At 55.4% G+C, this 12,394-nt stretch carries 13 protein-coding genes; 9 read left to right on the forward strand and 4 right to left on the reverse strand.

Features of this window, described 5'->3' with window-relative positions:
- Positions 1 to 419, reverse strand: a 419-nt coding sequence (locus ELY38_RS14015; protein WP_185858991.1) for a helix-turn-helix domain-containing protein, incomplete at its 3' end; no start/stop codon positions are given.
- A gap of 25 nt (positions 420 to 444) precedes the next feature.
- On the reverse strand, positions 445 to 768 hold the full coding sequence (locus tag ELY38_RS14020; RefSeq protein ID WP_246009150.1) for a hypothetical protein: 324 nt from the start codon (positions 766 to 768) through the stop codon (positions 445 to 447).
- 204 nt (positions 769 to 972) lie between these two features.
- Between ELY38_RS14020 and ELY38_RS14025 the strand changes: the two genes are divergently transcribed.
- From ELY38_RS14025 to ELY38_RS14040, 4 genes are all read left to right on the forward strand, one after another.
- A complete protein-coding gene (locus tag ELY38_RS14025; protein WP_127062886.1) occupies positions 973 to 1,887 on the forward strand; it encodes a cation diffusion facilitator family transporter in 915 nt (304 codons plus the stop codon).
- A gap of 112 nt (positions 1,888 to 1,999) precedes the next feature.
- Positions 2,000 to 2,677, forward strand: coding sequence for a DsbA family protein (locus ELY38_RS14030; RefSeq protein WP_127062887.1), 678 nt, complete (start codon positions 2,000 to 2,002; stop codon positions 2,675 to 2,677).
- The gene (locus ELY38_RS14035) at positions 2,677 to 3,666 is read left to right on the forward strand and encodes a M23 family metallopeptidase (RefSeq protein ID WP_127062888.1); all 990 of its coding nucleotides are present in this window, start codon (positions 2,677 to 2,679) and stop codon (positions 3,664 to 3,666) included. Before ELY38_RS14030 ends, ELY38_RS14035 begins: the two co-directional genes overlap by 1 nt.
- A 112-nt stretch (positions 3,667 to 3,778) precedes the next feature.
- Positions 3,779 to 4,561 carry a ZIP family metal transporter gene (locus ELY38_RS14040; RefSeq protein ID WP_035556053.1) on the forward strand — a complete coding sequence of 261 codons (783 nt, stop codon included), beginning with the start codon at positions 3,779 to 3,781 and terminating at the stop codon, positions 4,559 to 4,561.
- A gap of 28 nt (positions 4,562 to 4,589) precedes the next feature.
- Here ELY38_RS14040 and ELY38_RS14045 read toward each other — a convergent pair whose 3' ends face one another.
- Positions 4,590 to 5,048 (reverse strand): MerR family transcriptional regulator, encoded by a 459-nt coding sequence (locus tag ELY38_RS14045; RefSeq protein ID WP_127062889.1) that lies wholly within the window; start codon positions 5,046 to 5,048, stop codon positions 4,590 to 4,592.
- Between the two features lie 86 nt (positions 5,049 to 5,134).
- On the opposite strand from ELY38_RS14045, the gene ELY38_RS14050 reads away from it, so the two are divergent.
- The 4 genes from ELY38_RS14050 to ELY38_RS14065 are packed head-to-tail and all read left to right on the forward strand — an operon-like array spanning position 5,135 to position 10,434.
- Positions 5,135 to 7,321: a heavy metal translocating P-type ATPase gene (locus ELY38_RS14050; RefSeq protein ID WP_127062890.1), complete on the forward strand. Its 2,187-nt coding sequence runs from the start codon at positions 5,135 to 5,137 to the stop codon at positions 7,319 to 7,321.
- On the forward strand, positions 7,318 to 7,821 hold the full coding sequence (gene lspA, locus ELY38_RS14055; RefSeq protein WP_127062891.1) for a signal peptidase II: 504 nt from the start codon (positions 7,318 to 7,320) through the stop codon (positions 7,819 to 7,821). The genes ELY38_RS14050 and lspA overlap by 4 nt, the downstream gene beginning before the upstream one ends.
- A gap of 4 nt (positions 7,822 to 7,825) precedes the next feature.
- Positions 7,826 to 9,358 carry an apolipoprotein N-acyltransferase gene (gene lnt, locus ELY38_RS14060; protein ID WP_127062893.1) on the forward strand — a complete coding sequence of 511 codons (1,533 nt, stop codon included), beginning with the start codon at positions 7,826 to 7,828 and terminating at the stop codon, positions 9,356 to 9,358.
- A 53-nt stretch (positions 9,359 to 9,411) separates the two neighbouring features.
- A complete protein-coding gene (locus tag ELY38_RS14065; protein ID WP_127062894.1) occupies positions 9,412 to 10,434 on the forward strand; it encodes a L,D-transpeptidase family protein in 1,023 nt (340 codons plus the stop codon).
- A 274-nt stretch (positions 10,435 to 10,708) separates the two neighbouring features.
- On the opposite strand, the gene ELY38_RS14070 is transcribed toward ELY38_RS14065, so the two are convergent.
- Positions 10,709 to 10,981: a hypothetical protein gene (locus ELY38_RS14070; RefSeq protein ID WP_127062892.1), complete on the reverse strand. Its 273-nt coding sequence runs from the start codon at positions 10,979 to 10,981 to the stop codon at positions 10,709 to 10,711.
- A 129-nt stretch (positions 10,982 to 11,110) separates the two neighbouring features.
- Here ELY38_RS14070 and ELY38_RS14075 point away from each other — a divergent pair, with 129 nt between their 5' ends.
- The gene (locus ELY38_RS14075; RefSeq protein ID WP_113271324.1) at positions 11,111 to 12,364 is read left to right on the forward strand and encodes an IS256 family transposase; all 1,254 of its coding nucleotides are present in this window, start codon (positions 11,111 to 11,113) and stop codon (positions 12,362 to 12,364) included.
- The last annotated feature ends 30 nt before the right edge of the window (positions 12,365 to 12,394 follow it).

Below are 12,394 nucleotides of genomic sequence, written 5' to 3' on the forward strand. Positions count from 1 at the left end.
TGCACGATGCGCCATAGTCGTTTGTCGGAAATCTCCAACTGGCGGGAGACGGCCAGTACCGGCAGCTCCTTGACCAGTGACATGGCCGCTTGCTCGAACAGCAGGGTAAAGTCGCTGCCCGGCCGGGCCCAGGGCACCTCTATGCGCTTGACGCCATGGTCAGGACACTTCGTGCGCGGCACGCGAGCATGCAGGTAACAGTGATGCTGAAAGAAGTTCAGATGCCGCCAGGTTTTGTCGGCAAAGTCATGAGCTTGGCAGGCCTTACCACATTCTGGGCAGGGATAGAGACTGCCTCGCTCTGCCTCGACATAGAGGTCCAGGCGGTGGGGCGACACGGCGGTATCCAGGTACTGGTTCTTGAGGATCCAGGGCGCTTCCAAGCCCAGGCCGAGTGTTAGAATCTGGGTGCCGTCCATGTCATACCTCCTGCCGCTGTGGAGGTCATATTCTGGCCCAGCTCAGGGGGCGAATTCCACACCCAACGTCGAAGAGCCCAAAAAATAGACGGCCCGTTAGCCACCCGGCAATCGACATAGGCCCATAGACCAGCCCCAATGCCAACAACTGCCGTGACGGCTTTCGGAACACGATGCGAACTGCATGCGCATCGAATGTGAGGCTGATGATCAACATCAGTAATGCCAGTAATGGCCCAATCGCGAACTCAAGCATTATTCCGGTGGCTGGAAAGAGTAAGCCTACCCCCGCGACAACCATCACAAACCAGACAAGGTGCGCCTCGACAAAATAAATGAACCTACTCATGGTGGATTGGACATTACCGGTTGAAATGGATTGAGTTCTGTACCTACAACATGATCACTTAGGCCCAGCGCGCCATGGCTTGCTTGGGAGCAAGGGACGTGCTTCCCAATCCAGCGATACAAATAGACAATGCTCAAGGGTTGAAGCTTTAGTTGCTAGAGGTTTTATAGTACCAAGAACAGATAATTCGAGAGGAGCTAACAGATGGGACATCATCATGATCATCCCCACATTGATCCTGCCTCTGGCGACCGGCGCGTCAGTATTTCCATTTGGGCCAATGGGCTCTTAACCATCGCTCAAATCGTCGGTGGTATTATGGCGGGAAGCCTATCGCTGATCGCTGATGCGTTACATAACTTTTCTGACATGGCTGCGTTAGTCATTGCCTTTGCCGCTCGTAAAATCGCCAGGCGGCCCGCCGATGCGCACATGACTTTTGGCTATGGCCGGATCGAGATAGTGGCAGCACTCATCAACTACACAACCCTCATTATTGTCGGCGTCTACCTGATTTACGAAGGCGCTATGCGGATGATCGATCCTCCTGAGATAGAGGGATGGACGATCGTGATTATTGGTGGCGTCGCGCTTGTCGTCGATGCCCTAACCGCCATGCTCACGTGGTCAATGCAAAAAGGGAGTGTCAATATCCGCGCCCTTTTTCTGCATAACTTATCGGATGCGTTTGCTTCCATCGCTGTGATTATCGGTGGTTCGCTTATTTTACTGTACGACATGCGCTGGGTAGACCCCGCGATCACGATAGGGATTGCGCTATATATTCTTTACCTAGCCTTCTCTGAAATTGGCGGCCCTATCCGTACGCTAATGCTGGGATCTCCCCCGGACATTGACGGGCAGGCAGTCGTTGAGACCGTACGAGATATCGAGGGAGTCCAGGATATTCACCATGTGCATCTATGGCAGATGCAGGAAAACATGGCAGCCCTTGACTGTCACGTGGTTCTGACAGAAACCGGCTGGCAGCAGCTTGAATCCGTCAAAGCAGAGATCAAGGAGCAGCTTAAAATGCGCTTCAATATTGCTCATTCCAGCCTAGAGTTTGAGCATAGTGACCACGCGCATCAAAATGCCAATCTATATGGGCATGAGTGACAGACCGAGGCCGGCTCCCGGCTCAGGTTGGTAGTGGGGGCTTACTCCCATAGCGATTGGCTTGTTTTTCAACCCGACTTTTCCACCCCATCATTGAGACAGAGAGTGAAACATGTTCAAAAAAGCGTCTTTTATATTGGCCGGCACATTATTGCTGACCGCTGCGATCGTCGCCGTATCAAAACCTGCCCTCCTGGACATGCAGGCTCAGGCAGCAAAAGAGAATGGTGTCCAGGCCGAGGACTCACTGGTACGTTCACACTCCCCCATTTTGGGTCGAGAAGACGCGCCGGTGACGATTGTGGAATTCTTCGATCCGGCTTGCGAAGCCTGCCGTGCCTTCTACCCCCTGACAAAAAGTATTCTGGAAACCTACCCAGAAAAAGTGCGGCTCATCGTGCGCTACACTCCTTTCCACGGCGACGTATCGGACAAGGCCATTCGGGTATTAGAAGTTGCTCGTCGTCAGGGCGTCTTTGAACCGGTACTGGAGAGGCTGCTGGCTCGCCAGGATCAATGGGCTTCACATGGCAGTTTTGATGAATCCGCTATCCTCGATATCGCGAGCCAAGGAGGCCTTGATTTAGCGGCTGCCGAAGAGCAACTGACTTCTGCTGAGGTGCAGGCGGTGATTGACCAAGACATGGCGGATGTCAGAGCCAATCAGATTCGCCAAACACCCACCTTTTTTGTCAATGGCGAGCCTTTAGACCCCTTTGGTATGCAAGAGCTGATTGATGCCGTTGAGAGTGAAGTAGCGGAGATCTCTGGGGAAGAGGATGGCCAGTGATGCAGCGCTGGTGGTTACTAGGCTTTGTGGGCTTTTACCCCTTGCTAGCCGAAGCCAATTGGCAAACGCATCTGTCATTGCCGCCGTCTGAACTTAGCCCTGTCAAGTTACAGGCGGCTAGCGAGCAAGAAGGCACATTACCGCTCGATAGCGTTGATACCCTAACCTTTGGGCGTGATGTCGTCATTAATACCACTCTCTACGAGGCCTTGGCAGCAGAAGGTGTCCCAACGCGTTTCGCCACTAAACTGGAAACACTGCTCAGCGAGTTTATAGCAGCGCCGCTGGAGTTTTCTGGCAGTGAACGTATTCAATTAGTGTGGGAGGAAGATCGACGCCAGGACGGCGCCCGTGTTGGGCCACCACGCCTCAGTTATGCCGCTCTGCCTGATCAGGCAGAGCCCTTGGAGGTCATATGGCCGGTCACCCAAAAGGGGGACGTAGCTCTTTTCAAAAGCGACACACTGCTAGGCACGTTGCGGTTGCCCGTGCTTAGTGCCCGCTTAACGTCTCGCTTTGGGAATCGGCGACATCCTGTGTATGGAGGGATGCGTCCTCATAATGGAATTGACTTGGCTGCGCCGACAGGAACGCCGGTCATTGCCACCGCACCTGGGCGCGTATTCTTTATGGGTCGCCAAGGGGGATATGGGCAGGTGATCGAGGTGGAGCACGACACAGGGGCCATTAGTCGCTACACACACCTTAGCCGATTCTCCCCACAGCTAGTGGTTGGGGATTTAGTCAATGCGGGAGAGTCGCTCGGAGAGGTAGGTTCCTCCGGGGTCGCCACGGGCCCCAACCTGCATTACGAAGTGAGAGTCAATAACCAGCCTGTTGATCCCCTTGGTCAAGGTCAACGCATCATGTTGGGTGAGCAGCCGACTCAAGGTGAATATCAAGCGTCACTTTACGAGGCAAGAGATCGCTTGGAACAAGCTATCGGCACGGCGTCCATTTATGACTTGATCTCGTTTAACGAGCCGTAACCACCCGTGCTTAGCAACGTTGCATGGATTGTTAGTAACGTGAACGTGTGCTTGCCTCGTTATGGAACCCTAGCGCTGTGATCACTCATCTACCACAAGACAGGTAATCGGTATGGAAGAGGTTTCTCTCGTCACCATGGGGGTATTGGGAAGCCTTGCCGCGGGCTTGATGACGGCTGTCGGGGCGCTTCCTGTCTTGTTTACCAAAAGACCGAATCGTGGTGTTCGCGATTTAGCGTTGGGGTTCGCCGCTGGCGTCATGCTAGCGGCCTCTTTCTTCTCACTGATCATACCCTCCTTAGAAGCCTCGGAGCTGCGTTACGGAGGTAGCGTGGTACCTGCTGCCATTGCCTGTGCGGCCATCTTGCTAGGGATTGGAATGGTCGCACTACTGAACGAACTCTTACCTCATGAGCACTTCGAACAGGGGCGAGAAGGGCCAGAGGCTGCCTCACTACGTCGTATCTGGTTGTTTATTATTGCCATTACGATACACAACCTGCCAGAAGGGCTGGCCGTTGGCGTGGCCTTCGGCGCAGGGGGAAGCGAAGGAGGCATTCCACTAGCGATTGGCATTGGACTTCAGAATGCCCCAGAAGGACTGGCCGTAGCAGTATCACTGCTAGGCGTGGGCTATTCACGTTGGCGGTCATGGACGATTGCCGCCCTTACGGGGCTTGTTGAGCCGTTGGGTGGCTTATTAGGCGCTGGAGTCATCAGCATGTCACAAGCGCTACTGCCCTGGGGGTTGGCCTTTGCAGCGGGGGCGATGTTGTATGTGATCAGTCATGAGATTATTCCCGAAACTCATCGAAGCGGGCACCAAAAAAAGGCCACGCTGGGCCTCTCTATCGGATTGGTACTCATGCTGTTTTTGGATGTTTCGCTGGGCTAACCATTGGGCGTGGGGCGTAGCGTTAGTGCTAACCTAAGTCGTGAGCCCCTCCGTGCGATTTTTCAGTGATACAGAGCTGATGATCACTGATGACCTCAATGATTCGGCAGCTTTCCACTTTACCACCGGCACACTGCGTGACCATCCGTTGAAGCTCCTCACGCAGTGCGGACAGTCGCTGAAGGCGGGACTCCACTTTCTTTAGGTGATGCGTGGCGATGGCATCGACTTCTTGGCAAGGCATATCAGGCTGATCTGACATGGCCAAAAGCTCTCGCACTGACTCCACCGAAAAGCCAAAGTCTCGGGCATGACGAATAAAGGTCAAGCGCCGCACAGCGTCGTCTCCATAGCGGCGCTGCCCCCCACCGGTTCGTGTCGCATCGCGCAACAGCCCAATACGCTCGTAATAGCGAACCGTTTCTGGTTTGCAGTCGGCTCGTCGTGCTAACTCACCAATGCTGATACTTTGCCCCATCATCGACATGGTAAAACTCCTTACGCAGGGCTTGAAGCTGTAGTTGCTACAAGGTTTACACTGCGAAACCATAGCCCATTGGGAGAAGAGGCACCATGAAAACATCAACGCAGGCGACAGCGCCTACCTTTTTGACGCTGCGTGTTGAAGGCATGGACTGCGGCGGTTGTGAGCGCAAGGTCGTGTCGGCGCTAGAGCGGCTGGACGGCATTGAGGAAGTCACGGCAAGCTCGGTCACGGGATCGGTGAAGATTCACCACCGCGATCAGGGTGGCCCCTCTCAACAGACCATTGAGGGTATCCTGAACGAACTAGGCTATCAAGTGACTTCCCCTGCTGGCCAAACACGCGCATCTGGTGCTTCATCCCCTTGGTGGCAAACCGCTAAAGGGCGCTTGGTCATTATCACAGGAAATCTGCTGATCGTAGCCTTCGCGCTTCGTTTAGCATGGCCTGCGCTGGGTAATGTGCCGTTCATTCTGGCCACGCTGGTCGGCTTAATGCCCATTGCGCAGAGTGCCTGGGGCGCCCTCAAAATGCGCAACCCCTTTACCATCGAGATGCTGATGTGCATCGCTGCGGTTGGCGCATTGGCCATCAATGCTGCCGCTGAAGCTGCGATGGTCGTGTTCTTGTTCGCCGTAGGTGAGCTACTCGAAGGGGTAGCTGCTTCACGGGCGCGCCGCAGTATCTCAGCCTTGGCAAATTTAACACCCTCAACGGCGAGGCTGATGGACAACGGCCATCTGCGTGATGTCTCGGCGGAGTCACTTAAACCCGGCCAGCGTGTGCTGGTGCGGCCCGGTGATCGCGTTCCCTGCGATGGACGCATCCTGGTGGGCACCTCCGACATTGACGAGTCGCCGGTAAACGGCGAGTCCATACCCCGTTCGCGAGCGCCTGGTGATGACATTTTTGCTGGCACGGTGAATCTTGATGCCGCCCTGGAGGTGGAGGTAACACGAGGCGCTGATGACAATACGATCGCACGCGTTATTCGCCTGGTTGAAGAAGCACAGGCCGCCAAGGCACCGATAGCACGCTTTATTGATCGTTTTGCGTATTACTATATGCCCGCCGTCGTCTTACTCGCCCTACTGATGGCGATAGTGCCACCGCTGGTATCGACCATGGCATGGTCGGAGTCGATTTACCGTGCGTTAGCATTGCTGTTAATCGCATGCCCCTGCGCGTTAGTCATTTCCACCCCAGCCGCCATCGCCGCAGGCCTCTCGGCGGGCGCTCGGCGCGGCCTACTGATCAAAGGGGGAGCCGTTCTTGAACAGTTAGGTAAGCTTCGCTTGGTGGCGTTAGATAAAACGGGCACCCTCACTGCGGGTACCCCAAGAGTCACAGATGTGGAGTCTTGGATCGCTGAGGAAGATGATAACAGCGTATTGCGGCTCGCCGCCGCGATAGAGCGAGATTCCAGTCACCCTATCGCCACGGCTATCGTTGAGCATGCCCGACAATCGGGCCTAAACCTCCCCACCGTCACCGGCAGTCGTGCTTTGGCGGGGCGCGGTGTCTCAGGCCGGGTGGAGGGTCGCGAGCTGAGCTTAATGACGCCTCGTCACCTTCACGAGCAAGTCATCCTTGAGGAAAGTCTCAGTGCTCGGATTATCGCGTTAGAAGAAGCCGGTAAGAGCCTCGCTCTCCTCGTCGAAGGCGAGCGTTTGTTGGGCTTGATCGCGGTTCGCGATGAGCCACGCGAAGATGCCCTTGAAGGCCTAGCGGCGCTATCCCGTTTAGGCGTACAAGCTGTCATGCTCAGCGGTGATAATGCCCGCACCGTCGCTGCCACTGGGGGTCGCTTAGGCATTGAAGCGTACGGCGAACTCATGCCTGAAGACAAGGCAGCGTATGTTCGAGACTGGCAAGCGGCAGGTCGTGGCCCCATCGGTAAAGTAGGCGATGGCATCAACGATGCACCGGCACTCGCGGCAGCCGATGTGGGTATCGCGATGGGAGGCGGCACGGATGTGGCGTTGGAAACCGCCGATGCAGCCTTGCTCAAGAACCGCGTTACCGGCATCGCTGAGCTGATAGACCTCTCTCGTGCCACGCTGCGCAATGTGAAAACCAACGTTGTTCTCGCCCTTGGCTTAAAAGCCATTTTCCTGGTCACCACAGCGCTGGGTATTACCGGTATGTGGATTGCGGTGATGGCCGATACCGGTGCTACCGTCCTTGTGACGTTGAACGCCATGCGACTGCTGGGTTATCGCTTTTCGCCCAGTACCGCATTGACAGGCCTGTCACAAGGAAAAACAACGTCATGAGCACAGCGCAACACGACAGCCCTTCACGACGTTGGCCATGGTTCACATTTGCTTGCGTGTTGGCTCTAGCCGATCAACTGGTCAAAGAAATCGTGCATGCCCAGATGTCGTTTGGCCAAGTCATTCCGCTAACGCCGTTTTTTAACTGGGTTTATACCGGGAACACAGGAGCCGCTTTCAGCTTTCTCGCAGAAGCAGGGGGTTGGCAGCGCTACCTCTTTCTTGGTTTAGCGTTGGTGGTGGTCGTCGTATTGGTTGTGCAGCTATGCAAACCCCTGTCGCGCTTGGAGGCCTGTGCGTACAGCCTGATTCTTGGCGGCGCGCTCGGTAATACCGTTGATCGCTTAGCGCGAGGGTACGTCGTCGACTATCTGGACATTTACTGGGGCGAATGGCATTGGCCCGCCTTTAACATGGCCGATATCGCTCTGTTTGCAGGTGTATTGATGTTCGCAGTGGCATTATGGCGTGAAAGTCCTGCTTTTAAGCGCTCTGAGTAACGCTATGGATGTGGTCGATAAAGATAAAGAATATACGCTTTTTGCTGGGCGCTCCTCACCAATAGTCGATTGCGTTGTAGCGCTCGCCGCTGGGGTACTGACCACCTTGAGTGCCGCCCCCTTTTCCCTATGGTGGCTTGGCCCAGTGGCCGTGGCACTGGTCTATTGGAAGATACAGTCGCTAACGCCCGCCATGGCCACCCTGCGTGGGTGGTGCTATGGGGTAGGCCTGTTCGGTTCTGGCACATCGTGGGTCTTCGTTGCTATTCACGATTTCAGTGGCACCGGGGCCTTGGTGGCGATGCTCCTCACCACGCTATTTGTTAGCGTCCTGGCGCTCTTCTTTGCAGTCCCCTTTGGGCTCTATCGACGCATCACGGGGCCACGGTTCGCCTTTCTTAGCTTTGCCGGTATGTGGGTGGTGAGCGAATGGCTACGCACCTGGTTGCTCACCGGCTTTCCCTGGTTATTGCTGGGCACCTCTCAGATAGATTCTCCACTAGCCCCATGGGCGCCCGTTGGTGGTGTGTACTTGCTGTCACTCATGACCGCGCTGACAGGTACGTTAGGGGTAGAGGTACTGCGTCGCCGCTGGATTTTCCTCGTCCCAATGGCCGCCCTGTGGATCGTTCCATTCCTATTGCCCGTCCAATGGACAACCCCGGCTGGCAAGCCCATCCAGGTGGCATTGTTGCAAGGGAATCTTGATCAGCGCATTAAGTGGACTGCCCAAGGGCAGCGCGAAGCGATCAGTATCTACACGACGATGACACGGGAGCAAGCAAGGGATATCGACCTCATCGTTTGGCCTGAGGCAGCCCTTCCCATGCTTGAGCAGGAAGCACAGCAAATACTGGAACAAGTAGCGTCCGACCTGGGGCCTGACACCGCCTTGTTGACCGGCATTTTGCAACGCGACAGTGAAGGGCGCTCTTATAACAGCGTCATAGGGCTAAATGATGTGCAAGGCGAATACCAAAAAGCGCACTTAGTGCCCTTTGGCGAGTATTTGCCATTCCAAAGCCTCCTCGCTGACACCCTTGCTTTTTTCGACTTGCCAACACCCCGGCTGACCCCTGGTTCAGACGTACAGGCTCCGTTACACGTGGCTGGAACCACCATTGGCAATGCTATCTGTTACGAGATCATTTTCGCCGACCATGTCGCCCAACAGGCGCGTAATGCCGAGCTGCTATTAACGGTTTCCAACGACACGTGGTTTGGGCGTTCCATTGGCCCACACCAACATCTTCAAATGGCGCGTCTACGTGCCCTTGAAAATGGTCGTCACCTACTTCGAGCTACCAGTAATGGCGTGACGGCCATCATCGATTCACAAGGTCACGTCACAGCCCGTGCCCCACAGTTTGAACAGGCCAGTTTAACTGGCGAGGTGACCCCGATGCAGGGCCTAACTCCTTTCACACGCACCGGTAGTGGCCCCGCTTGGATACTCGCTGCCTTACTGACGCTGCTCGGGTTAAAACTGAACTTATCTCGATCAAAAAACGACGCATTAGATGAAAAAGGAACCTAGCGATGCTCTTGGCAAAGAACGCAGCAATACTTAAGAGATTCCTCCCATGGCCAATGCAGATCGGCTTCATCGTGAGTGTGATGGTTTCGTTTCTGGCATGGCTCCCTGTCGCCATGGCGGCACAACCTTCCACTGCCCAGGAGACGGAATGGCCCAAGGGGCATTACCCGCTACCTGAGGAAGGCAATATTATCGGAGAGGCTGACACCTTCATTGTGAAGGATTACGAGGATACTCTGATTGATATTGCCAGACGTCACAACCTTGGCTACCAGGAGATTGTACGTGCTAACCCAGAGGTCAGTATTTGGGTGCCCGGAGTGGGTACTGAAGTAACCATTCCAGGACGCTTCATCCTGCCGAATGTCGAGCGTACTGGTGTCGTCATCAATATCGCCGAGCTGCGGCTTTACTACTACCCAGATGTCAAAAACGGTGAGACACCGCGTGTTGAGACCTATCCTATTGGCATTGGTCGCGAAGGGTTTGATACTCCTCTAGGCGTGACCGAGACCACCATGAACATTAAAAACCCCGCGTGGTACCCGCCTGAGTCGGTAAAACGTGAAGCGGAAGCACGCGGTGAAACCGCGCCCAGCGTTGTGCCACCCGGCCCCGATAACCCGCTAGGAGACCATGCCATCATCCTAGGCTTCGATGGCTATTTGATTCACGGCACCAACCAGCCCGATGGCATTGGCATGCGCGCAAGCCGTGGCTGTATACGCATGTTGCCTGACGATATTGAATCAATTTTTGACCGCATACCGGCGGGCACCCAGGTCAATATCATCAACCAACCTATTAAAATCGGTTGGGACAACGGACAGCCGCTGGTACAGGCATTACCTCCTTTAGGGGTGGAGGATCACACCATGACCGCTATATCAGATGCCATTTCACGCCTTGAGCAACGCAATGTAGATGGCGTTAGCTTCGATTACGAACAGCTTAGCGATTTACTAGCATTATCCAACGGGCTTATCGAACCTCTGTATCCGAAGCCGGAACCGAGTAATAAAGAAGACGACAATATCAACAGTGTTTATGAAGAACTGACACTTCATTCGTCGTGAATGTCGATAAAGACAAGGCAGAGCGTTTTTTCAGCCCTTTGGAGAACAACGGCTTGGCTACCGTCAAACCCTTAATATTCGTCGTGTGTTGTTGATTGAGCTCTTCCATCACTAGCGTAGAAAGAGCTAATGCGATCATCACAACGTTGGTAGCATCCACTTTCGGTAGCACTGAAGTGTGACGAAGAGGATCTATTCTAAGCCCCTTCCACTGGCTGGCAGGGGCTTTTTCTATACCTAGGCAAAGTGATAAATATTATTTCCCTATTAAGATTCATTTATTCCAGTGTTTGTTTAGTGGCTGATGCTCTGGGTTCGCCTTATCAATTGCAGCACCGATAGCAGCATAGGCGTGTTGGTACGTCTTATAGTTTTTCTGATTGCTGTAATACACGTTAAAATCAACAAGGCTTCGCACCACTGCCAGCAGGGTTTCTGGCTCACCATCACGAGTGATAACGTCAATAGCGTCGGTCACAGATTCATCGTAAACGCGCATAGCTATCTCGGCGTGAAACGCCTCTGCGTCGTGTTTAATCTTTGCCAAGTTCATTCTCCTTATATGCGTTGCTAATCGAGTTAAGCTCAAGTCTGGTGTATGGGAGGAGGTAGGAAGGGTGGCGTATCCTGTTGATTGATCACGACCAAGATCTCAACCAACACGAGTGGATACGCCATGGCCGATTCTACCCTCCGGACTCTTTCACAACCAGAACCCCAGGTCGCTGACCCGCTGCACGAGCTGCTGCGCCAAGGTGCCCGTGACCTGATCGCCAAGGCCGTCGAGGCCGAGTTGGCCACCTTTCTGGCGCAGTATGCCGATCAGCGGCTCGACGATGGACGCCAGGCCGTGGTCCGCAACGGCTACCTGCCCGAGCGCACGGTCCAGACCGGGATCGGGGATGTCAGCGTGCAGGTGCCCAAGGTGCGTGACCGCAGTGGCGGTGGCGCTCGCTTCAACAGCAGCCTGCTGCCGCCCTATCTGAAGCGAGCCCGCAGCATCGAGGAGTTGATCCCTTGGCTCTACCTGAAGGGGATCTCCACTGGCGACTACCAGGAGGCGCTGGCGGCACTGCTGGGCGACCAGGCCAAGGGTCTGTCGGCCAACACTGTGTCACGGCTCAAGAAGCAGTGGGAGGACGAGCATACCGAGTGGCGAAAGCGGGACCTGTCAGACCGTCGCTACGTCTACTGGTGGGCCGACGGGGTGTACAGCAACGTGCGCATGGATGACCGCCTGTGCCTGCTGGTGATCATCGGGGTCACCGAGCAGGGCCGCAAGGAGTTGGTGGCCGTCGAGGACGGCTTCCGCGAGTCGGCGGACAGCTGGAAGACCCTGCTGACAGGCCTGCGAGAACGCGGCCTGACCCAGGCTCCCAAGCTGGCGGTGGGCGACGGCGCCATGGGGTTCTGGGCGGCCCTGAGCAAGATTTACCCGGAGACCGACCATCAGCGCTGCTGGGTTCACAAGACGGCTAACGTGCTGAACAAGCTGCCAAAGTCAGTACAGCCCAAGGTCAAGGCCGACCTGCATGACATCTGGATGGCCGAGACCCGCGACGAGGCGCACAAGGCCTTCGATCGCACGCTGAAACGCTTCGAGGCCAAGTACCCCAAGGCGATGGCGTGCCTGGCCAAGGATCGGGAGGAACTGCTGGCGTTCTACGACTACCCGGCAGAGCACTGGGTGCATATCCGCACCACCAACCCGATTGAGTCGACCTTCGCCACGGTCCGCCTGCGGAGCAAGCGCAGCCGGAACTGCGGCTCCAGAGCGACGACCCTGGCGATGGTCTTCAAGCTGCTCCAGAGCGCCGAGAAGCGCTGGAAGCGCATCAAGGGGTTCAGCAAGCTGGAACTGGTCGTGAACAACGTCCGGTTCCAGGATGGAGAGCAAGTAACCGATCAGTCAGACAGGACTGCCGCCTGACCGCCATCCACCAGATTTGACTATAACTCT

It is taken from the genome of Vreelandella nanhaiensis (genome assembly GCF_003990185.1).
In the GTDB taxonomy this organism is placed as follows: Bacteria; Pseudomonadota; Gammaproteobacteria; order Pseudomonadales; family Halomonadaceae; genus Vreelandella; species Vreelandella nanhaiensis.